This is a genomic window from Promicromonospora thailandica (assembly GCF_024171955.1).
GTDB lineage: Bacteria > Actinomycetota > Actinomycetes > Actinomycetales > Cellulomonadaceae > Promicromonospora > Promicromonospora thailandica.
Map to the genome: position 1 here is coordinate 1 of NZ_JAMTCS010000020.1, position 22,827 is coordinate 22,827.

Annotated in this window: 15 protein-coding genes; 12 read left to right on the forward strand and 3 right to left on the reverse strand. The window is 73.1% G+C overall.

Features of this window, described 5'->3' with window-relative positions:
• Positions 1-4,926, reverse strand: a 4,926-nt coding sequence (locus APR03_RS24475; RefSeq protein WP_253839969.1) for an Ig-like domain-containing protein, incomplete at its 3' end; no start/stop codon positions are given.
• A gap of 91 nt (positions 4,927-5,017) precedes the next feature.
• Positions 5,018-5,329, reverse strand: a complete 312-nt coding sequence (locus APR03_RS24480) for a hypothetical protein (protein WP_253839972.1) — start codon at positions 5,327-5,329, stop codon at positions 5,018-5,020.
• A gap of 120 nt (positions 5,330-5,449) precedes the next feature.
• On the opposite strand from APR03_RS24480, the gene APR03_RS24485 reads away from it, so the two are divergent.
• The 8 genes from APR03_RS24485 to APR03_RS24520 all read left to right on the forward strand — a co-directional run bounded on the left by APR03_RS24485 (position 5,450) and on the right by APR03_RS24520 (position 17,380).
• A complete protein-coding gene (locus APR03_RS24485) occupies positions 5,450-5,662 on the forward strand; it encodes a heavy-metal-associated domain-containing protein (protein ID WP_253839974.1) in 213 nt (70 codons plus the stop codon).
• The gene (locus tag APR03_RS24490; protein WP_253839975.1) at positions 5,659-6,627 is read left to right on the forward strand and encodes a DUF8832 domain-containing protein; all 969 of its coding nucleotides are present in this window, start codon (positions 5,659-5,661) and stop codon (positions 6,625-6,627) included. Before APR03_RS24485 ends, APR03_RS24490 begins: the two co-directional genes overlap by 4 nt.
• Positions 6,628-6,745: 118 nt before the next feature.
• Complete coding sequence (locus APR03_RS24495) at positions 6,746-9,022, forward strand: heavy metal translocating P-type ATPase (RefSeq protein ID WP_253839977.1); 2,277 nt, start codon at positions 6,746-6,748, stop codon at positions 9,020-9,022.
• A 53-nt stretch (positions 9,023-9,075) separates the two neighbouring features.
• Entirely contained in the window at positions 9,076-9,420 is a 345-nt protein-coding gene (locus APR03_RS24500) for an ATP-binding cassette domain-containing protein (protein ID WP_308216543.1), read from the forward strand.
• 277 nt (positions 9,421-9,697) lie between these two features.
• Positions 9,698-11,875 carry a heavy metal translocating P-type ATPase gene (locus tag APR03_RS24505; protein ID WP_253839979.1) on the forward strand — a complete coding sequence of 726 codons (2,178 nt, stop codon included), beginning with the start codon at positions 9,698-9,700 and terminating at the stop codon, positions 11,873-11,875.
• Between the two features lie 85 nt (positions 11,876-11,960).
• Entirely contained in the window at positions 11,961-14,690 is a 2,730-nt protein-coding gene (locus tag APR03_RS24510) for an NPCBM/NEW2 domain-containing protein (protein WP_253839981.1), read from the forward strand.
• An 83-nt stretch (positions 14,691-14,773) separates the two neighbouring features.
• A complete protein-coding gene (locus APR03_RS24515; protein WP_253839982.1) occupies positions 14,774-16,297 on the forward strand; it encodes a glycerophosphodiester phosphodiesterase family protein in 1,524 nt (507 codons plus the stop codon).
• Positions 16,298-16,432: 135 nt separating this feature from the next.
• A complete protein-coding gene (locus APR03_RS24520) occupies positions 16,433-17,380 on the forward strand; it encodes a DUF808 domain-containing protein (protein ID WP_253839983.1) in 948 nt (315 codons plus the stop codon).
• A gap of 22 nt (positions 17,381-17,402) precedes the next feature.
• On the opposite strand, the gene APR03_RS24525 is transcribed toward APR03_RS24520, so the two are convergent.
• On the reverse strand, positions 17,403-18,125 hold the full coding sequence (locus APR03_RS24525; RefSeq protein WP_253839984.1) for a GNAT family N-acetyltransferase: 723 nt from the start codon (positions 18,123-18,125) through the stop codon (positions 17,403-17,405).
• Between the two features lie 215 nt (positions 18,126-18,340).
• Between APR03_RS24525 and APR03_RS24530 the strand changes: the two genes are divergently transcribed.
• Genes APR03_RS24530 through APR03_RS24545 form a run of 4 tightly spaced genes read left to right on the forward strand, consistent with a single transcriptional unit; the run spans position 18,341 to position 22,760 of the window.
• The gene (locus APR03_RS24530; RefSeq protein WP_253839985.1) at positions 18,341-19,657 is read left to right on the forward strand and encodes a glycoside hydrolase family 125 protein; all 1,317 of its coding nucleotides are present in this window, start codon (positions 18,341-18,343) and stop codon (positions 19,655-19,657) included.
• Positions 19,654-20,562, forward strand: coding sequence for a carbohydrate ABC transporter permease (locus tag APR03_RS24535; protein ID WP_253839986.1), 909 nt, complete (start codon positions 19,654-19,656; stop codon positions 20,560-20,562). Before APR03_RS24530 ends, APR03_RS24535 begins: the two co-directional genes overlap by 4 nt.
• Positions 20,559-21,488 carry a carbohydrate ABC transporter permease gene (locus tag APR03_RS24540; RefSeq protein ID WP_253839988.1) on the forward strand — a complete coding sequence of 310 codons (930 nt, stop codon included), beginning with the start codon at positions 20,559-20,561 and terminating at the stop codon, positions 21,486-21,488. The genes APR03_RS24535 and APR03_RS24540 overlap by 4 nt, the downstream gene beginning before the upstream one ends.
• A 21-nt stretch (positions 21,489-21,509) precedes the next feature.
• A complete protein-coding gene (locus tag APR03_RS24545) occupies positions 21,510-22,760 on the forward strand; it encodes an ABC transporter substrate-binding protein (protein WP_253839990.1) in 1,251 nt (416 codons plus the stop codon).
• Positions 22,761-22,827 lie beyond the last annotated feature (67 nt).

Genomic DNA, 22,827 nt, shown 5'->3' on the forward strand with positions numbered 1-22,827 from the left:
CTCCGGTGCGGACGGGTCGCTCCAGTCGGACGGGTCGGGCGCCTTGTTCTTGGCCTGCACGCTCACCGTGTACGCGGTGCCGTTCTCCAGCCCGGTCCAGGTGATCCGGCCACCGGTCTGGCACGTCTTCTGGGTCACGCCGTCGGTCGGGGCAGGGCTGATCTCCAGGTTGACGCACTCGATGGGCGAGCGGTCCGTGTAGCTCCGGTTGGTCCAGCTCACGATCAGCGCGCTGTCGTCGAAGTCGAGCGTCGGCGGCTCGGGCTTGTCCGGCTTCTCGTCCGGGCGCGCCTCACGGGACCGGGGCGACGGCTCGGAGTCGCCCACCTCGTTGGTCGCCACCACCGTGAAGGTGTACTTCACGTTGTTCTTCAGGCCGTCGAACGTGCACGTCGTGGTCGCGCAGGCGTGCTCCTGACCGGTGTTGGTCCGCAGCGTGTAGCCGGTGATGTCCGCGCCGTTGTTGTTCGGCTGGTCCCAGCTCAGCACCACCGTCTCCGAGCGCACCTCCTCCACCCGCGGCGCACGCGGCGCCTCGGGCCGCCCCAGCACGGTCAGGCGCGCGACGCCGTCGACCTCCCGGTCGGGGTCGCCCGTGACGTCCGCGACGCGGTAGCGCACGACGAGGGTGCCGGTGAAGTCCGGGGCCGGCGTCACCACGAGCTGGTCGCCGTCGTAGGCCGGCTCACCCGTCCCGGTGTCGACGCTCGGCACACCCGTGAGCCGCAGCGGCTCCCCGGGGAACGGGCTCACGTCGTTGGCGAGCACGGGGATCCGCGTGGCCTCGCCCTGGTGCGCGTCGGGCACGACGTCGTCCGTGGTCTGCGCGAGCCGGCGCGTCGAGGCGGTGACGCGGACGGTCAGCGTCGCCTCGACGGGCGGGTTGATCCCGTCGGACACGGTCATCGGCAGCTCGCGCACCGTGCCCTTGGGCACGGACGGCTCGGCCTCGCCGGTGATCGTCGAGCCGGTCACCGACGTCGCGATGCCGTCGCCCGCCGTGATCTCGATCGTGAGGTCGTCCTTGTCGGGGTCCCTGACGTACCGGGACAGGTCCATGGTGGCCGTCTCGGCGGCCGCGACCTCCAGCACCGGGGCGCCGGTCACCTTCGGCGGCAGGTTCTTCGACGGCGTCACGTCGACCGGGAGCGTCAGCACGGAGACGAGGCCCCGGGCGTCGTCCGGCCCCGACCCGTCGGTGACCTCGAAGCTGACCGAGGCGGGCCCCGCGTAGTCGGCGGCCGAGGTGTACACGACCGTGTCGGCGTCGGTGACCGAGACGCCGCCCTCCAGCGCCTTGACCGTCTTCTCCTCGGTGATGCGCGGCTCGCGGTCCTCCCGGACCACCACGTAGTCGGCCAGGTCGATGGTCAGCGGCTCGCCCGAGAACGCCTTCAGCGGCTCCAGGCCCGGCTCGACGTGCGGGCGCGACTGGTCGCCCGGCACCCGCACGAACGCCTTGGCCTCCAGGCCGTCCATGTCGGTCACGGTGTAGGTGATCACCTGGGCGCCGGGCGTCAGCGCCACCTCGACCTTCCCGTCCTCGTCGACCGTGACGCCCTCCAGCTCCTCGTCGACCGTCACCTCGAGGTCGGCCGCCACGCCGTCCGGGTCCACGTCGTTGGCCAGCACGTCCACGGTCACGCTCGACGAGCCCTCGACGTCGTCGGCGGTCACCACGTCGTCCGTGGCGACCGGGCGCAGCAGGGGCGCGTCGCTGCGCACGTGCACCGTGATCGCCCCGCTGGCGCGCTCCTTGTAGGTGTCCTGGATGCCGTAGTAGAAGGAGTACGCGCCGTCGTCGTCCGGGGCGGTGAGCACGACGTCGTCGTCCACGGCCTTCGGGTCGATGCCGTGCTCCTGCGCCCCCTGGAACCCCTGGGTGAACAGGCCGATCTGGTCGCCGTCCGGGTCGGAGTCGTTCTCCAGCGCGGCGACGGCGACGGTGCGGCCCGGGCGTACCGTGGTCTCGTCGTCGAGCGCCTGCGGCTTCTGGTTCGAGGGCGGGGGCGGCGCGATGCCGACGCGCACCAGTCCCTCGGCGGGCGCGCCGCGCGTGTCGGTCACCTGGTAGGTGAACGAGTCGAGCCCGGCGGACCCGGGGGCGGCCTGGTAGTCGACGAACCCGTCGACGATGGTGGCCGTGCCCTTGCCGGGCGCCCCGGAGATCGAGCTCAGGGTCACGAGGTCGCCGTCGGGGTCGGTGCCCTCGAGCGGCAGCGGGATGCGCACGATCCCCTCGGCCAGCACGCGGGCCTCGACGTCGGGCAGCTGCGGCGCGCCGTTCTCCGGGGCGTCCAGCACGTCGATGCTGACCTGGGCGGAGTCCTTCTGGCCGTTGCTGTCCACGACCTCGTAGACCGCGTGCACCGTCCCGGCCTCGTCGCCGGCGCGGAACCGCACCGTGTCCTGCGAGACGAAGGCCTCGCCCGCGCTCGCCGGTGGCGACTCCCGCAGGTCGTCGACGACCGTGAGCTCCAGGCCGTCCGGGTGGGTGTCGTTCGTGAGCACGGGGATGGTCACCACGTCGCCCGTGTGCACCGTCGCGGAGTCGGGCCCGGCCTCCGGCGGCCGCAGCTGCGCGGGCGCCGGGATGGGGACCACCCGCACCTGACCGGTCTTCGTGCCTGTTCCGTTCGCGGCCGTGTAGGTGACGGTCACCGCGCCGTCGAGCCGCTTGATCTCGGAGACCTTGAGGATCTGGTGGTTGAGCACCGAGACGCTCACCGGCGCGTCCGGTGCCACCTCGACGCTCTGCACCACGAGCACGCCGCCGGCCGGGTCGGTGTCGTTGGCCAGCACGTCCACCAGGGCGGTGCCGCCCGTGGGCAGCAGCACCTGGTCGGAGACCGTCACGGGCACGCCGCCCTCCTCCGGCGGCGTCACCACGTCCACGCGGACCAGGCCGGTCGCGGGGTTCGGGCCGTCGGTCACCTGGTAGGTGACGTCGTAGGCGCCGGGCTCGTCGCTCACGAACCGGAACGTGTTGGTGGTCGCGTTGGTGACGATCTCGGCGCCCGGCTGCTCCGCGACGCTCGTGAGCTGCAGGTCGTCGCCGTTGGGGTCGGCGTCGTTCTTCAGCGGCTCCACCGTGACCGGCTCGCCCGCGAGCACCGTCACGTGGTCCTGCACGGGTACGGGTGGCACGTTCGAGGCGGCGACGTTGATCTTCAGGAGGCCCTGGTAGGCGGCGTTCTGCGCGTCCGAGACCGTGACCTCGACGTTCTTGCTGCCCACGGTCGTGCCGCCGTCGCGGAACTCGATGGTGCCGTCGGGGCGGAACCGCACCTCGTCCAGCGGGTCGGCCGTGGTGGCGTTCGACAGGAACAGGTCGTCCCCGTCCGGGTCGGTGAAGTAGGGCAGCACCTTGATGGTGCCGACGCCACCCTGGCCGACCGCCAGCACCGGCTTGCCCGGCTGCTCCGGCGGGTCGTTCTCCTCCAGGGGCACGATCCGCACCGTGACCGAGGCGACGGCCGTGCCGCCCTCGCGACCGTCGTCCACCTCGTACTCGAAGGTGAGGTCGCCGGTCGCGTCCACGGGCACGTCGGCCTGCAGCGCCGCGCCGTCGAGCACACGGTCCACCGTGGCGGCGCCCCGCGCGGAGCCCTTGATCTCGCCCGAGACCGACACGGTCATGACGTCGCCGTCGGGGTCCATGTCGTTGCCGAGCACGTTCAGCACCGTGGTGCGGCCGGGGCGCACCCCGATCCGGTCCGGCTCCGGCTTCGGCGGGCGGTTCGGCCGGCTGCGGTCGGCCACGAGCTGGTCCACCTGCTCGGGCGTGGTCTCCTCGGACTCGGTCTCCTCCTTGTTCTTCGCCTGCTGGGGCTGCTTCTTCGGCCACGCCTCGACGAGCTGGAACCGGTCGGCCGCCATCCAGAGGGTGCCGTCGGCCACGTCGTTGAGCACGATCACGTCGCGGTTGACGCGGTACAGCAGGGTGGAGGAGGCGTCGAGCCCTTCCAGCACCTGGTCGACGTCGTCGTCCTGGCCCGGGCAGTCCCGCAGCACCTGGCCGGATCGGGACCACGCGCCGTAGACGCAGCCGCCGAGCTGGACGGGCGCCGCCGGCACGCCGACGGGCCGCGTCTGCTTGGTCGGGGTACCGCCGCCCAGGGGCTGGGTGACCAGACCCTGGGGGATGCCGATCGCGACGACGTCCGAGGCGGCCGACGGCTGCTGCAGCACCGCCTGCGCGCCGTCCTCGACCGGGACGGTGTCGCCGCCCGGCAGCACCAGCGTCCCGGTCGACAGGTCCAGCACCACGGGCTGGTCGCCCACGGCGGAGACCTGCACGTCGGCGTCGGCGGCGACCGGGAGCTCGGACTCCTCGACGTCCCCGGGCACGCCCTGGGCGCCGGTGGGGATCGTGTACAGCGTGCCGTCGGCGGGGACGGCGAGGTACACGGTGCCGTCGTCGCCGACGGTGACCACGCCCCCGGGCCCGGCCTTGACCGTGGGCCGCGACTTCTTCTCGTCGTACGTGGCCGAGTCGAACGGCAGCACCCACGCCCGCCCCGACTCCGGGTCGTAGACGGCGGTGGTCGCGGCGCCCGCGGCCACCTGGGCGCCCGGTGGGAACTTCATCGTGGCGTCCAGCGACAGCAGCGCCGGGTTGACCGGGCTCGCGGAGGAGTCACCCGGGCTGTCGAGCAGCACGCGCTGCGCGTCCTGCTCCACGTCGAAGCCCGTGGCGCTCGCCAGGAGACTGCCGTCCAGCGCCCTGGCGGCGTAGTTGAACCGGCCCAGCTCCTGCGTGGCGGCGTTGGTGACCCACACGCCCGAGTCGTTCAGGTCCACGTCTGCCGTCGCCTCGCCGTCGTACCAGAGGGCGAGACCCACCAGGCCCGCGGCGAAGAGCGACACCGCGCCCACCGAGGCGGCGGACCGGCGGTTCTCCATGACGCGCGACAGCAGGCTCATGCGCCCGAGCGTAGCGAGCAGGGGGTGAGATGTCCCCGAAAAAGTGGCTCAGATCTGGGGTTTTGCGCCGGAGTTTTGCGCGGGCGGTGGCTCAGTAGGACGCCGCGCGCGCGTCCACCCACTCCTTGGCGTCGAGCAGGCTCGCCCCGGTGGCCTCGCGGTAGAGCTTGATCGCCTCGATCCGCCGGTCCGACCAGATGCACCGGTCGATCTCGGCCAGCATGTCGGGCGCGATGCCCTCCGCGCTGGGCCCCGCGATGCCGAGGTGCTTGATCACGATGTCGAGCTTGCGCTCCAGGCGCTGCACGGTCCGGTCGTTGGCCCGCATGGTGCCGCTCACCGTGATGAACAGCAGCAGGAGCAGGAACGCGATGACGATGCCGATCACTTCCAGGGGAAACATGGCGGAACCGTATCGGCTGCGGCCGTCCGCCGCGTTGCACCACATACCCGCCAGGGGTATATGGTGTGACGCATACGGTTACCCCCTAGGGGTAGCATCGCACGAGTGGAGGGCACGACGATGACGACGACCGAGTACCAGGTGACCGGCATGACCTGCGGGCACTGCGAGTCCGCGGTGCGCGGCGAGGTGAGCCTGCTGGCCGGCGTCGAGCAGGTGGACGTGAGCGCCGCGACCGGACGGCTCGTGGTCCGCAGCGCGGACGCGCTGGACGACGCCGCCGTGCTGGCCGCCGTCGACGAGGCCGGGTACGCCGCGGAGCGGCTGGCGTGAACGCGCCCCGGCGCCTCGGGCTGTACGGCGCGGGTCTGGCGGCGCTGTTCGCCGCGACCTTCGCGCTGGCCGGGGCCGTGGTCCCGGACGACACCGCCGCCGCGTGGTCGTCGGCCCGGAGCGCGGGGGCGGGCGAGGCGGGCACGGACGCAGGCCACGGCGGCATGGTGGACGGCGGCGTGGTGGACGACGGCATGGTGGACGGCGGCGAAGCGGCCGCACCGGCCGGGCACGGCAGCGGGCACGACGCGGCGGCGGTGCGTGGCCTCGGTCTCGAGCAGGACGGCCTGCTCCTGAGCCCCGTCAGCGCCCCGGCCGAGGTCGGTGAGGACGGCACGCTCTCGTTCGCGGTCACGGCCGACGGTGAGCCCGTGACGGCGTTCGCCACCGAGCACGACAAGAAGCTGCACCTGATCGTGGTCCGCTCGGACGGCACCGGCTTCCGGCACGTGCACCCCACGATGGCGGACGACGGCGTGTGGTCCCTGCCGTGGACCTGGGCCGAGGCGGGCACCTACCGGGTGTACGCCGACTTCGTGCCCGAGGCGACCGGCGAGAACGTGACGCTGAGCCGCACGGTCGACGTCGCCGGCGCGGTCGAGCCCCGGCCGGCGGAGGAGGCGACGGCGTCGGACACCGTGGACGGCTTCACCGTGACCCTCGACGGCGACCTGACCTCGTCCGGGGAGTCCGTGCTGACCGTCCGCGTCACGCGGGACGGTGAGCCGGTCACGGACCTGGAGCCGTACCTGGGCGCGTACGGTCACCTGGTCGCGTTGCGCGCCGGCGACCTGGCGTACCTGCACGTGCACCCGGAGGGGGACGAGCCCGAGGCGGGTGCGGTGTCCGGCCCGGAGGTCGCGTTCGTGACGCGGGCGCCCACGCCCGGCCGGTACCTGCTGTACCTGGACTTCAAGGTCGGCGGGCAGGTGCGCACGGCGCACCTGGTCGTCGACGCCCACTGACAGACGCCCACTGACAGACACGCACTGACAGACACGCACTGACAGACACGCACTGACAGACACGCACTGACAGACACGCACTGACAGACATGCACCGACAGACGCGAGGAGCACCCCGATGTCCGACGCCCCGTCCCGCACGGACGAGACCGCCGTCGCCCTGCGGACCGTCGACCTGGAGATCGGCGGCATGACGTGCGCGTCGTGCGCCATGCGGATCGAGAAGAAGCTCAACCGCCTCGACGGTGTGACCGCCACGGTGAACTACGCGACGGAGAAGGCCAAGGTCACCACGCCCGCCGGGTACGACCTGGGGGCGGTGGTCGCCGAGGTGGAGAAGACGGGGTATACCGCGGCGCTGCCCGCGCCGAAGGAGGCCCCGGCGGAGGGCGGTGACGTGCGGGACTCCGAGCTGCTCGCGCTGCGGGACCGGCTGGTGGCCTCGATCGTGCTCGCGGTGCCGGTCGTGGTGCTCGCGATGGTCCCGGCGTGGCAGTTCACGTACTGGCAGTGGGCGTCGCTCACGCTGGCCACCCCGGTGGTGCTGTGGGGTGCGTGGCCGTTCCACCGTGCGGCGTGGACCAACCTGCGGCACGGCGCGGCGACGATGGACACGCTGGTGTCGGTGGGCGTGCTGGCGGCGTACGGCTGGTCGCTGTACGCGCTGTTCCTCGGCACGGCGGGCGTGGCGGGGATGACGCACGGCTTCGAGCTGTCCGTGGCGCCGTCCGACGGTGCGGGCAACATCTACCTCGAGGTCGCCGCGGGCGTGACCGTGTTCGTGCTGGCGGGGCGGTGGTTCGAGAAGCGGTCCAAGCGCCGGGCGGGCGCCGCGCTGCGCGCGCTGCTCGAGCTGGGCGCGAAGGACGTCGCCGTGCTGCGCCACGGCACGGAGACCCGTGTGCCGGTCGAGCACCTGGTGGTGGGCGACGAGTTCGTGGTGCGGCCGGGGGAGAAGATCGCCACCGACGGCGTGGTCGTGTCGGGGTCGTCCGCCGTGGACGTCTCGATGCTCACGGGCGAGTCGGTGCCGGTCGAGGTCGGCGCGGGCGACGTCGTGGCCGGCGCGACGGTGAACGCGGGCGGGCGGCTCGTGGTCCGGGCGACCCGGGTGGGCGAGGGCACGCAGCTCGCGCGCATCGCGCAGCTCGTCGAGGACGCCCAGTCGGGCAAGGCCGAGGTGCAGCGCCTCGCCGACCGGGTCTCGGGCATCTTCGTGCCCGTGGTCATCGCGGTCGCGGTCGCGACGCTCGGGTTCTGGCTCGGCGGCGGCTTCCCGGCGACGGCGGCGCTCACCGCGGCGGTGGCGGTGCTGATCATCGCCTGCCCGTGCGCGCTCGGGCTGGCCACGCCCACCGCGCTGCTGGTGGGCACCGGGCGGGGCGCGCAGCTCGGCATCCTGATCAAGGGACCCCAGGTGCTGGAGTCGACCCGCAGGGTCGACACCGTGGTGCTGGACAAGACCGGCACGGTGACCACGGGCCGCATGGAGCTGCTCGACGTGGTGCCGGGCGACGGCACCACCCGCGCGGAGCTGCTGCGGCTCGCGGGCGCGCTGGAGGACGCCTCCGAGCACCCCGTGGCGCAGGCGATCGCGAAGGCGGCCACGCAGGAGGTCGGCGTGCTGCCCGCCCCGGAGTCGTTCGAGAACCTCACGGGCCGGGGCGTGCAGGGCGTGGTCGAGGGGCACGCGCTCGTCGTCGGCCGGGAGAGCCTGCTGGCCGACCGGTCGCAGCGCCTGTCGCCCGCGCTGGTTGCGGCGAAGGCCGCGGCCGAGGCCCAGGGGCGGACCGTGGTCGCCGCGGGCTGGGACGGGCAGGCGCGCGGCCTCCTCGTGGTCGCGGACCGGGTGCGGCCGACCAGCGCCGCGGCGGTCGCGCGGCTGAAGGGGCTCGGTCTCGTGCCGGTGCTCCTGACCGGCGACAACCGGGCGGTGGCCGAGCAGGTGGCGGCCGAGGTCGGCATCACCGACGTCGTCGCCGACGTGCTGCCGCAGGACAAGGCCGCCGTCGTCGCGCGGCTGCAGGGTGAGGGCCGGGTGGTGGCCATGGTGGGCGACGGCGTGAACGACGCGCCCGCGCTCGCGCAGGCCGACCTGGGCCTGGCGATGGGCACGGGCACCGACGTCGCGATCGAGGCCGCGGACATCACGCTCGTGCGGGGCGACCTGGACGCGGCGGTCGACGCGATCCGGCTGGCGCGGCGCACGCTGGCCACCATCAAGGGCAACCTGTTCTGGGCGTTCGGCTACAACGTGGCGGCGATCCCGCTGGCCGCCCTGGGGCTGCTCAACCCCATGCTCGCGGGCGCGGCGATGGCGTTCTCCAGCGTGTTCGTGGTGGGCAACAGCCTGCGCCTGCGCTCCTTCGGTGGGCGGCGGTCAGAAGGCGCGTAAACGACATTCAACTTTTGCTTGACATCAGGCAAAAGTTCCCTACATTGGGTGATATGCGAGCCGACGACGACGCGCATCCATCCGGCAGCCCCTCGGACGTCCACCGACCCGTCCTGCGCCTGTACGGCGTGGGCAAGGAGTTCTTCGGCACCTCGGTGCTGCGGGACATCGACCTCGACCTCCACCGGGGCCAGGTCCACGCCCTCGTGGGGGAGAACGGCGCCGGCACGTCGACGCTCATGAAGATCGTCCCGGGCGTGCACCGGCCCGACACCGGGACGGTCGAGCTCGACGGCGCGCCCGTCGCCTTCACCGGCCCGCTCGACGCCCAGCGCGCCGGCGTGGCCACCGTCTTCCAGGAGTTCAACCTCCTGCGGCAGCCCGGTTGCGCGCCCTGACCGGAGACCTGAGGTCGGTCGCGGGCGGTCGACGCGTGGGCGCAGTCCGCCGTACAGCTCGACCTGCGGTCCGTGGCGGCGGGCCGGGGGCACGTGCACGCGTTCCTGCCGCTGCACTCGGACCTGTCGGCGACGGGGGAGGTGGACCTCCCGCATGGTGACCACTAGGTCAGGTTGCGCGGCGTTCACCCGATCTCCCCGGTTGACGGGAATACCCACGGGGGGTATATCTGTTCCTGCCGGAGCACGCCGGGCTCCGGCAGGAAGGGACGACCCCATGGCGCACGACCGCACCACCCACGACATCGACCCAGGGCACGCGCACGGGGGCGCGAGTCACGACTCGCAGGCCCAGCACGCCGACCACGCGGACCATGCCGCAGCGGGCGGCCACACCGGCCACGCGGGACACCACGGCTCCGCGGACCACGGCGGCCATGCCGATCACGCGGGCCATGCCGATCACGCGGGCCACGGCGGCCACGCGGGCCACGGCGATCACGTCGGCCAGTTCCGCCGCCTCTTCTGGATCATGCTCGTGCTCGCCGTGCCCGTGGTCGGCTTCTCGGCCATGTTCTCGATGATCCTCGGCTACGACCTGCCCGACGCCGCGTGGGTCGCCTGGGTCTCACCGGCCCTCGGTACCGTCATGTACGTGTGGGGCGGCCGGCCGTTCCTCACGGGCGCCGTCGGTGAGCTGCGTGCGCGCAAGCCCGGGATGATGCTGCTGATCGGGCTCGCGATCACCGTCGCGTTCGTCGCCTCGCTGGGTGCGAGCCTCGGCCTGATCGACCGCGAGCTCGACTTCTGGTGGGAGCTCGCGCTCCTGATCGTCATCATGCTGCTGGGCCACTGGATCGAGATGCGCTCGCTCGCGCAGACCACGTCGGCCCTCGACTCCCTCGCCGCGCTGCTGCCCGACGAGGCCGAGCGCGTGGAGGGCGACCAGGTCGTCACCGTCGCCCCGGCCGACCTCGCCGTGGGCGACGTCGTCGTGGTGCGTCCGGGCGGCAGCGTCCCGGCCGACGGCCGCGTCGTCGACGGCCGGGCCGAGATGGACGAGTCGATGATCACCGGCGAGTCGCGCACCGTGCCGCGCGGACCCGGCGAGGCGGTGACCGCCGGGACGGTCGCCACCGACTCCGGCCTGCGCGTCGAGGTCACGGCCACCGGAGACGAGACCGCGCTCGCGGGCATCCAGCGACTGGTCGCCGAGGCGCAGGCCTCGTCGTCCCGCGCCCAGCGGCTGGCCGACACCGCCGCCGGGTGGCTGTTCTGGTTCGCGCTCGGCGTCGCGGCGGTCACCGCCGTCGTCTGGTCGCTGGCCGGCAACCCGGACGACGCCGTGATCCGCACGGTCACCGTGCTCGTCATCGCCTGCCCCCACGCGCTGGGCCTCGCGATCCCGCTGGTGGTCTCGATCGCCACCGAGCGGGCCGCACGCGGAGGCGTGCTGGTCAAGGACCGCCTCGCGCTGGAGAGCATGCGCACCGTCGACACCGTGCTGTTCGACAAGACCGGCACCCTCACCGAGGGCAAGCCCGTGGTCACCGCGGTCGCCACGGACGCCGGTTCGGGCCTCGACGACGACACCCTGCTGACGCTCGCGGCCGCCGCCGAGCAGGACAGCGAGCACCCCCTGGCCCGGGCGGTCGTACGCGCGGCGCAGGAGCGCGGCCGCACGGTGCCGTCCGCCTCGGGCTTCGTGTCGTCCCCCGCCGTGGGCGTGACCGCCCGCGTGGACGGCCACGAGATCCGCGTCGGTGGCCCGCGGCTCCTGGAGGAGAACCGCCAGGACGAGCTGTCCGCCGCGAGCGAGTGGCACGCGGACGGGTCGATCATCCTGCACGTGCTGCGCGACGGCGTGGCCGTGGGCGCGCTGCGGCTCGCGGACGAGGTGCGGCCCCAGGCCGCCGACGCCGTCCGCAGGCTGCACGACCAGGGCGTCCAGGTGGTCATGATCACCGGCGACGCCGAGGCCGTGGCCCGGTCGGTGGCCGGGCGGCTTCGCATCGACCGCTGGTTCGCGGGGGTGCGGCCGGAGGACAAGTCCGCCAAGGTCCTGGAGCTCCAGCGCGAGGGCCGCAAGGTCGCGATGGTGGGCGACGGCGTCAACGACGCCCCGGCCCTGGCACAGGCCGACGTCGGCATCGCGATCGGCGCGGGCACGGACGTCGCCATCGCCTCGGCGGGCGTGATCCTCGCCAGCGACGACCCCCGCTCGGTGCTCTCGGTCATCGACCTGTCGCGGGCCAGCTACCGCAAGATGAAGCAGAACCTGTGGTGGGCCGCCGGGTACAACCTGGTGTCCGTGCCGCTCGCGGCCGGCGTGCTGGCGCCGGTCGGGTTCGTGATGCCGATCTCGGCGGGTGCGATCCTCATGTCGCTCTCCACCGTGGTCGTGGCCCTCAACGCACAGCTCCTGCGCCGGCTGGACCTGCGGCCCAGGTCCTGAGCACCACCCGGCGGCGGGCGGGGACCACCTGCCCGCCGCCGGCGACGCACGTCCGTACGCACATCCCGGAGTCGAAGGAGACCTCGTGAAGCCCATCCCTGTACCTCGTCCGCTCACGCGCCTGGTGACAGCGGTGTCAGCAGTGGCGCTCGTGACCAGCAGCCTCGTCGTGGGCGCGGGCGCGAACGCCGCGCCGTCCCGCGAGACCCCGCCCGCCCGCACGGCCGAGGCCGCCGCGGGGACCTGGCGGGTCGACGGCCCGCGCGGGTCGGACCTCGACGCCGTGCTGCGCCTGGACGGCGCCGGCCAGGTCTCGCTCGACGTCGTCGCGGACGGCACCCGGGTGCTGTCCGCGACGCACCTGGGCCTGCGCGGCAGCGACGGCGACCTGACCACCGGCCTGACGTTCACCGGCCGGCAGGACCGGCGCGTCACCGACACCTACACGATGGCGACGGGCAAGAGCACGCGCCGCTCCTACGAGCACCGCGAGGCCGTCCTCACGTTCGCCGGCCAGGACGGCGCGCGCCTGGGCATCGCCGTGCGCGTGGCCCGTGACGGCGTCGCCTACCGGTACCTGCTGGACGGCGCGGGCGAGCACCGCGTCGACGACGAGTCGGGTGCGTGGGAGCCGGCCGCCGACGGCCCGGCGTGGATGCAGCGGTCCTACTCGGTGAACTACGAGGCGGAGTGGGGCACCACCACCGCGGCCCAGGGCCACGGGGCTTCGAGCGTCGGGTACCCGCTGCTGTTCGGGCAGGGTGACCGGTACGCGCTGGTCACCGAGTCGGACGTGCACGGGCAGTGGTCGGGCACGCACCTCGCGCACGAGCCCGGCACGCTGCGGTACGACGTCGAGCTGTTCGAGGGCACGCCCGTCACGGCGCGCGGACCGGTGCGGAGCCCGTGGCGCGTGGCCGTCGTCGGCGACCTGCCCGGCGTCGTCGGCTCGAACCTCGTGGACGACCTGGCCACGCCCGCCGAGCTCGACCCGCGGGCGGACTGGATCCGGCCCGGGCGCTCGAGCTGGAGCTGGCTGACCGACCCCGGCAGCCCGCGCGACGAGGCGCGCCAGCGCGACTTCGTGGACCTGGCAGCGCGCAACGGCTGGGAGTACGTGCTGCTCGACGAGGGCTGGGACGCGAGCTGGGTGCCGCGCACGGTCCGGTACGCGCACACCCGCGGCGTGGACGTGATCGCCTGGTTCCACAACCGGGACCTGCGCACCCAGGAGCAGCGTGACGAGTGGCTGCCGCGGCTGAAGTCGTGGGGCGTGAGCGGCCTCAAGGTCGACTTCATGGACTCCGACTCCCAGGAGATCCACCAGTGGTACGACGACATCGCCCGGGACACCGCGCGGCACGAGCTGATGCTCAACTTCCACGGCTCGGCCCTGCCCACGGGGCTGCAGCGCACGTGGCCGCACGTCATGAGCTACGAGTCGGTGCGCGGCATGGAGAACGGAGTCAGCCCCGAGCGCAACGTCGTGGTGCCGTTCACGCGCAACGTCGTCGGCTCGATGGACTTCACGCCCGTCGTGTTCTCGCGGGACAACGAGAAGACGTCGCGCGCCCAACAGGCCGCGATGAGCGTGGTCTACGAGTCGGGCTGGCAGCACATGTCCGACCGGCCCGAGGGGTACGACGCCGAGCCGGCCGCCGCGCCGTTCCTGCAGAACGTGCCCGCCCGCTGGGACGAGGTGCGGCTCCTGAGCGGCACGCCGGGCCGTGACGTGGTGCTGGCGCGCCGCTCCGGGGACCGGTGGTTCGTGGGCGGCCTGCGGGCCGGCTCGGGCGAACCGCTGCGCCTGCCGCTCGCGGGCCTCGTGCGCGGCCGCGCCACGGTGGACCTCCTGGCCGACGACGGCGCGAACGGCTCCGCGGCGGTGCACACCACCCGCCGCGCGTCGGCGGGCGACACGCTCGAGGTGCCCACGGCCGACAACGGCGGCTTCCTGGCCGTCGTGTGTGCCGGGACGAGGCCCGGCGCCTCGTGCCTGGACGCCGTGGAGCCCTGGCCCGAGGCGACCCTGGCCGTCCAGCCCGCCACGGCCGACGTCGAGCCGGGCAGCACGGTCGAGGTGCGGGCCGCGTTCACCGTGGCCGACCGCGACGTCACGCGCGTGCGCCTGACGCCGGACCTGCCGGCGGGCTGGGCGGCCGACCGGGGCGCCCAGACCGTCCCGCGGCTGGCCGCGGGCCGGACCGCGGAGGTGACCTGGCGGGTCCAGGTTCCCGCCGAGGGTGTCACCGGCACCGTCGAGGTGCCCGTCGACGTCGCCTACCGGGCCGGGCGCGACGCGTACGCCGCCGCGAACCAGGCGACGCTGTGGGTCACGCCGCCCGCGCTGACGGGCGCGCACCACGTCTCCGACCTGGACTGGGTGGACGAGTCCAACGGTTGGGGGCCGGTCGAGCGCGACCGGTCCAACGGCGAGGCCGCGGGCGGCGACGGGAACACCCTGCGCATCGCGGGCACCACCTACGACAAGGGCCTCGGTATGCACGCCACGGGTCACGTGACCGCGTGGCTGGGCGGCACGTGCACGGCGTTCACCGCCGTGGTCGGCATCGACGACGAGGTGCTCGACAAGCCCGGTGACACCGGCGTCGGCTCCGTGCGGTTCGAGGTGTACGGCGACGGCGAGCTGCTCGCGCAGACGCCCGTGCTCGCCAACGACGACGGCGGCGTGCCGCTCGACGTCGACGTCACCGGCGTGCGCCGGCTGCGCCTGGTGGCCGACGAGGGCGGCGACGGCAAGAACTTCGACCACGCCGACTGGGCCGACGCCCGCGTGACCTGCGCCCCGGCCTGAGCACCCAGGCGTTCAGCGACTGTTCAGCCGGCCGCCGTGTGCGCGACGCCACGGCGGCCGGTGCCGGGGCCAGGGTCGTGTCCATGAGCTCATCCCGCGACCCGCACGACGTCCCGCTCGACATCCGCCCGGCGCGCCCTGCCCGTGCTCGCGCCGTCCGTCCCCGCCCCGTCCGTCCCCGCCCCGTCCGGACCCTCGTCGGGGCGGCCGTGGCCGCGGCGGCCCTGGTGCTGTCCGGCGCGGCCGTCGTCGCCGTGGACCGGCCCGGCCCGGCGCAGACGGCGGACGCCCCGGCAGGCGGCCACGCGGCCCGGACGCCCGCCGAACGGGCCTACCGCGACCTGCTCGACCACGGCCCCGACGCGAAGGTCCTCACGGCGGCGCACCGGGCGCAGTGGCGCTCGGCGCCCGAGAACAGCGCACCCGCGATCCTGGCGGCGTTCGCGGACGGCGCGGAGATCGTGGAGCTGGACGTCCAGCTCACCGCCGACGGCGTGCCGGTGCTGATGCACGACACGACGGTGGACCGCACGACCGACGGGACGGGGCGGGTCGACGACCTCACCCTGGAGCAGGTGCGGCGGCTGCGGCTGCGTGCGGGCCTGGGCGGCGCGCAGGCCCCGCTCACGGACGAGCGCGTGCCCACGCTGGCCGAGGCCATGCGCCTCGCCAAGGACCGCGGCCTGGTCAACCTGGACAAGGGCTGGCCGTTCCGCGAGGAGATCTGGACGGTGCTCCAGGAGACCGGAACGGTGCGCAACGGCCTGTTCAAGTCGGGCGCGCCCGTGCCCGAGGTGCAGGAGTTCCGTTCGACCCACCGGGGCGCCGTCTACATGCACATCGTCACGGACACGAACGTCGCGGACGTCGACGCGTTCGGTGCGGACCAGCCCGTCGCCTACGAGGTCAACTTCGACAGCACGGCCGACGTCGTCGCCCGTCGCCCCTTCCTGGACCGCGTGGCGAGCGGGAGCCGGGTGTGGAGCAACACGATGTGGGACGGTCTCGCGGAGCGGATGACCGACGAGGCGTCGCTGATCGACCCGGGCCGCGGCTGGGCGGCCCTGCTGCGGTCGTACCGCACCACCATCGTCCAGACCGACGACGTCGAGGCGTTCGAGCGCTGGCTGCGCACCGGCGCGGGTGACCCGGTGCCCCACGGCGGCGTGCGGGTCCAGGCCGAGGACTTCCTGCCTGGCGAGGGTGTCGGCTACCACGACCTCGACCCCGCCAACCGGAGCAACCTGCAGATGCGGCCGGGCGAGGGCGTGGACATCCAGGACCTGGACGGGGCCGTGAGCCTCGGCTGGATGCGCGGGGGCGAGTGGCTCACGTACCACGTCCAGATCCCGCGGACCGGGACGTACGAGGTCGCGGTGCGCGCGTCCTCGCCGTACTCGCCCGCGGGGGCGTACACCGTCTCGTTCGACGACGGCGCCCCGAGCGCCCCGGTCGACGTCCGCACCACCACGAGCCACGCCAAGCAGGAGCTGCAGCCCAGCGGCGTGACCCGGCGTCTGACCAAGGGCCCGCACACCCTCCGGATCGGCCTGCCCGCCGACGCCTACCAGAACTGGAACCTCGACTACGTCCAGCTCACCCCCTGAGCGTGTCGGACGTGCAGGTCGCCGGAGCGACCTGCACGTCCGACACGGGTCGATGCCCGCTCGGGCGCCCGGAGTGCATAGGCTTGCGCGCATGACGATCTTCCGACCGGAGCGGGGTGTGCCGTGGGTGGCCTGATGGGACTGCTGGACGACATCGCCGCACTGGCCAAGCTCGCGGCGGCGTCGATCGACGACGTGGGCGCCGCCACGGGCCGCGCGACCGCCAAGGCGGCGGGCGTCGTCGTCGACGACACCGCCGTGACGCCGCAGTACCTGCGCAGCGTCGCGGCGCAGCGCGAGCTGCCGATCGTGAAGAAGATCGCGCTCGGGTCCATCCGCAACAAGCTGATCTTCATCCTCCCGGCGGCGCTGCTGCTCAGCCAGTTCCTGCCGTGGCTGCTGCCGATCGTGCTCATGGTCGGCGGCACCTACCTCGCCTACGAGGGCGCCGAGAAGATCTGGCACAAGATCTCCGGCCACCACGACGCCGAGGTGCCCGCGACCGAGGTGAGCCCCGAGGCCGAGCAGAAGATGGTGGCGGGCGCGATCCGCACCGACCTCATCCTGTCGGCCGAGATCATGGTCATCGCCCTCGACGAGGTGGCGAGCGAACCGTTCTGGTCCCGGCTGGCCATCCTCGTGGTGGTGGCGCTCGTGATCACCGTGATCGTCTACGGCATCGTCGCGGCCATCGTGAAGATGGACGACGTCGGCCTGCGCCTGGCCGAGCGGGACTCCGGGTTCTCGAAGCGGCTCGGCCGCGGCCTCGTCAAGGCGATGCCGCGCGTGCTCGCCGTGATCTCCGTGGTCGGCACGATCGCCATGCTCTGGGTGGGCGGGCACATCCTGCTCGTCAACCTCGGGGCGGACGGCACCGGCTGGATCCCGGCGCCGTACGAGTGGGTGCACCACCTGGAGGTCGCCATCCACGACGCCACCGGCGCGTTCGGGGGCACCCTCGGCTGGCTGTTCAACACGTTCTGCTCGGCGGTGGTCGGCCTCGTGGTCGGTGCCGCCGTCGTGGCGGTCCTGCACCTGCTGCCGTCCCGCACGAAGGCGGACGAGGCCACCGCGGCGCACTGACCGCGGCGGGGGTCGGCAGGGCTCAGCGCGCCGCCGGGGTGTGCAGCGTCCCGAACGCGACGCGGCGGCGCAGCACGAACCCGAGGCTCTCGTAGAGCCGGATCGCGTTCGTGTTGCCCGCCGCGGCATGCAGCATGGCGCGCTGCCCGCGCTCGCGGACGTGGTGCACCACGTCGAGCGCGAGGCGTGACGCCAGGCCCTGCCCGCGGTAGCGCTCGTCGGTCGCGACGGCGCTGATCTCCGTCCAGCCCTCCGGGCGCAGGCGCTCGCCCGCCATCGCCACGAGCCGGCCGTCGCGCCGGAACCCGACGTACCGGCCCATCTCGTGTGTGCGGGGCAGGAACGGCCCCGGCCGGGTGCGCGCCACGAGGTCCAGCATCTCGGGCACGTCCGCCGCGCCCAGGAGCACCGCCTCGTCGTCGGGCCGGCCGGCCACGTCGTCGGTCTCCACCAGCTGCACGCCCCAGCCGACCTCGCCGGCCGCCCAGCCCTCGGGCAGCGGCACGCCCTCGGGCGGGGCGCCGAAGAAGTCGGCGTCGGGGCCGACCAGGTCGATGATCGCGGCCCACACGCCCGGCTCGGTCCAGCTGCGGACCGCGCTCCACGGCGAGACGTCCGGCAGGTAGCGGCGCGCGAGGTCGTTGCCCTGGGCGAGGTGTGCGTGCTCGCCGGTGAGGGAGGACCACGCGGGGTTCTCGAGCACCTCGAAGGGGGCCGTCACGGCGGTCTGTACTCGGTGGTTCACGCTGCCACAACGCTCCGGGGAGCACCCGCATTCCGGGCCGGCCGAGCTCTCGAACCCATTACCACCATTCCAATACGTTGACATAGGTGTAATGGGCTCCTACGCTCACCCCAGGTCGTGCCGACGGGGGCACGACGGCGGCGGACGACGACGTCCGCGGTGAGGCTCGGAGAAGGCGGACCGGACGATGAGGTACGGACGATGAGGTACGAACGATGACGAACACCGGCGCGACCACCGCGCTGTACGACGCGGCCGTCCTGGCGGACGTCGTCGCGACCGTCCGGGAGCGGCTCGGCCAGGACGTGGCGGACGCCGTCGAACGGTGCATGTCCGACACGCTGGCGCGGACCATCACGCCGCACGCGGACGGCACGGCGTTCGTGATCACGGGCGACATCCCCGCGATGTGGCTGCGCGACTCGACCACCCAGCTCGCGCCCTTCCTGCACCTGGCGGGCTCCGACCCGCTGCTCGCGGACACGCTCGCGGCCGTCTCGCGGCGCCAGCAGGCCTCGATCCTGCGCGACCCCTACGCCAACGCGTTCAACGACGGCCCCACGGGTGCGGGCCACCGGGACCGCACGGGCGGGCCGGACGGCCCCTCGCCGTGGGTCTGGGAGCGCAAGTACGAGATCGACTCCCTGGCCTACCCGCTCCAGCTCGCCTACGACCTGTGGCGGACCACGGGCCGCACGGACCACCTCGACCGGATCGGCGAGGTCGGGTCGTCGATCGTGGGCCTGTGGCGCGCCGAGCAGCACCACGAGACCTCGCCGTACACGTTCGAGCGGACCGACTGCCCGCCGTCCGACACGCTGGTGCGCGACGGCCGCGGTCCCGAGGTGGCCTTCACGGGCATGACCTGGGCCGGGTTCCGGCCCAGCGACGACGCCTGCCGGTACGGCTACAACGTGCCGGGCAACGCGTTCGCCGCCGTCACGCTCGGCTACCTCGCCGAGCTGGCCGGCCAGGTGCTCCAGGACGACGACCTCGCCGCCCGGGCGCTCGCGCTGCGGGAGGAGATCGTCGCGGGCATCGCGGCGCACGGCACCGTGACCGCGCCGACGGGGGAGCGGGTGTACGCCTACGAGGTGGACGGCCGCGGCGGCGTCCTGCTCGCAGACGATGCCAACACCCCCAGCCTGCTCGCGCTGCCGCTGTTCGGCTGGTGCGCCCCGGACGACCCGCTGTACACGGCGACGCGCGCGCTCGTGCTGAGCCCCGCCAACCCCTACTGGTACACGGGCTCGGCGGCCTCCGGCATCGGCAGCCCCCACACCCCGCCGGACCACGTGTGGCCCATCGCCCTGGCGGTCCAGGGCCTCACGGCCACCGACCCCGCCGAGCGGGAGACCCTGCTGCGCCAGATCCTCGCGACCGACGCCGGCACGGGCGCCGTGCACGAGTCCTTCCACGTGGACGACCCCGGCACGTACACCCGCGAGTGGTTCTCCTGGGCGAACTCCATGCTCTGCGAGCTCGCGCTCGAGGTGGCGGGCCTACGCACCTACCGGAGGGCCGAGCGGTGAGCGCTGCGACGTCCCTGCGGCCGACGCCCGTGAGCGCCACGCGGCGCCAGCAGACCATCAGCGCGTGGATCTTCCTCGCCGTGCCCGTGGTGCTGTTCGCCGTGTTCCTGCTGCTCCCGGTCGTCATGGCGATCGGGCTGAGCCTGACCGACTACTCCGTCATCGGCGACTTCGAGTGGGTGGGCCTGGACAACTACCTGCGCATCGCGGACGACCCGATCTTCTGGGTCGCCGTGCGCAACACGGCGCTCTACACGGTGCTCTACGTGCCGGCCGGCGTCGCCGTGGCGCTCGGCACGGCGCTGCTGCTCAACCGCAGCACCCGCACGGCCCGCGTGTTCCGCACGCTGTTCTACATCCCCGTCGTGTCGTCCACCGTGGCGACGGCGGCCATCTGGTTCTGGCTGCTCAACCCGCAGTACGGCCTGCTCAACGCGGTGCTCGGCTGGTTCGGCATCGACGGCCCGGCGTGGCTCTACGACTCGCAGTGGGCCATGATCGCCATCGTCATGATGAGCGTGTGGGCCGGGTTCGGCGCCAACATGATCATCTACCTCGGCGCCCTGCAGGGCGTGCCCGGCGAGCTCGTCGACGCCGCCCGGGTCGACGGCGCCGGGGCGTTCCGCGTCTTCTGGCACGTGACCCTGCCGTCCATCTCGCGGGCCACGTTCCTCATCCTGACGCTGCTCCTCATCGCCGCCTTCCAGGTGTTCGACCAGGCGTACGTGCTGACCAAGGGCGGCCCGGGCAACTCGACCCTGACGCTCGTCTACTACATCTACGACCGCGGGTTCGGCCGCCTGGAGATGGGGTACGCCTCGGCGCTGTCGTTCGTGCTGTTCCTCGTCATCCTCGTGTTCTCCGTGGCCAACGCTCGCGCGACCGGACGGGAGAACGACCGATGACCGCAGTGACCGCCGTCGCCGCCCGCGCCGCCGCACCCGCCGACACCACCCCGCGCCCGCCCACCCCGCGCGCCGTAGTCGGCAAGGTCGTGTGGGTGGTCGCCGTGGTGCTCATCAGCGTCACCACCGTGATGCCCCTGCTGTGGACGCTGGCCACCTCGCTGAAGCCCGAGGGCGAGATCCTCTCGTCCTACCTCCAGCTGCTGCCGTCGAACCCAACCCTGGCGAACTACGTCGCGCTGTTCACCGACGGCCCGTTCGGCCGGTACCTGGCCAACTCGGCGATCATCGCGCTCGGCGGCGTCGCCACCAACCTGTTCTTCGGCGGGCTGGCCGGGTACGCCCTGGCCAAGCTCAGCTTCCGGGGCCGGGGCGTGGTCTTCTCGATGTTCCTCGGCTCGATGATGGTGCCCGGCATCATCACCATGGTCCCCACCTTCCTCGTGCTGCGGCGCTTCCCCCTCGTGGGCGGCAACGACCTCTTCGGCGAGGGCGGCGCCGGGTTCATCAACAGCTACGGCGCCGTGCTCATCCCGTTCGCCGCCGGGCCGTTCGCCGTGTTCTTCATGCGCCAGTTCTTCCAGGCGCTGCCCGACGAGCTCGGCGACGCCGCCCGCATCGACGGCGCCAGCGAGTTCCGCATCTTCTGGAGCGTCTACCTCCCCCTGGCCCGGGCGGGCCTCGCCGTGCTCGGCGTGCTCACCTTCCAGGCCGGGTGGAACAGCTTCCTGTGGCCGCTCATCGCCCTCAACGACCCCGACATGCTCACCGTCCAGGTGGGCCTGGCCGGGTACGTCAACGAGTACCAGACCCAGTACGGGCCCCTGCTGGCCGGCACGATCCTGGCGAGCCTGCCCGTGCTCGTCGTCTTCGTGCTCGCCCAGCGCTACATCATCGAGAACTTCGCCCACTCGGGCACGAAGTAGAGACTGCAAAGGAGCAGAGCAATGAACCGTGCAGCACGCATCACCGGGGCGTTCGCCGCGGCGGCCGTCCTCGCAGGAGCCCTGAGCGCCTGCGGCGGCGGGTCCGGCGGCGGGTCGGGCGGCGGGCCCGAGGAGGTCACCTTCTGGGGCTCCTGGTCCGGCGCGCAGGCCAAGCAGCTGCAGCAGCAGGCCGACGCCTTCAACGAGTCCCAGGACGAGTACCAGGTGAAGTACGTGGGCCAGGAGCTCGTCGAGGAGAAGCTGCTCACGGCGCTCGCGTCCGGCAGCGTCCCCGACGTCGTGCTCTGGGACCGCTACAACACGCCCCTGTACGTGCCGAAGAACGCCCTCACGCCGCTCGACGAGTACATCGAGGCCGACGGCGTGGACACCGGGCAGTTCTACGACCAGGCCATGGGCGAGCTCGTCGTCGACGACCAGACCTGGGGCCTGCCGCTCCTGGTGGACAACCGGTCGCTGTTCTACAACACCGACCTGCTCGAGGAGGCCGGCGTCGAGCCGCCCACCGACTGGGACTCGCTGAAGGCCGCGGCCGAGGCGACGACCCAGCGTGACGGCAAGCTCACGGTCGCGGGCTTCGCGCTGGACGACCCGGGCCTGTTCAACATCTGGCTCCGGCAGGCCGGCGGCCAGATGTTCAGCGACGACGGCACCGCCACCGCGTTCAACGGCCCCGAGGGCCTGGAGGTGCTGGAGTTCTGGCAGAGCCTGCTCGACGCCGGCGTCTACGAGCCCGGGTTCGGCGAGGGCGTCGACGCGTTCGCCGAGGGCAGCATCGCCCTGAAGTACGACGGTCCGTGGGCGCTGACCGCCCTCGACCAGGCCGAGGTCGGCTACGGCATCACGCAGCCGCCCGTGGGCCCCGACGGCGACCAGGGCGCGGGCATGGGCGGGTTCGGCCTGGTCATCCCGGCCGGCGCGCAGAACCCGGACGGCGCCTGGGAGTTCATGAAGTGGTGGACCACCCAGCCCGAGAACGGGGTCGAGTTCGCCAAGATCTCCGGCTGGATCCCCGCCAACGTCGAGGCGGCCAACGACCCGTACTTCACACAGGACGACCGGTACAAGGCGTTCATCGAGACGATGGAGTACGCCCAGGTGCGGTCGAACATCCCCGGCGCGTCCGACGTCGAGGGCAAGGCACTCATCCCCGCGCTGGAGAAGTTCCTGGCCGGCGAGACCGACGCGGCCACCGCGCTGAAGGAGGCCCAGGAGCTCGGCGACCGCATCCTCGCCGACAACGCGGGGTAGTCCCCGGCCCACCACAGACCCCGGTACCCGCCCGGCCTGCCCGACCGCCCCTCGGGCCCGGGCGGGT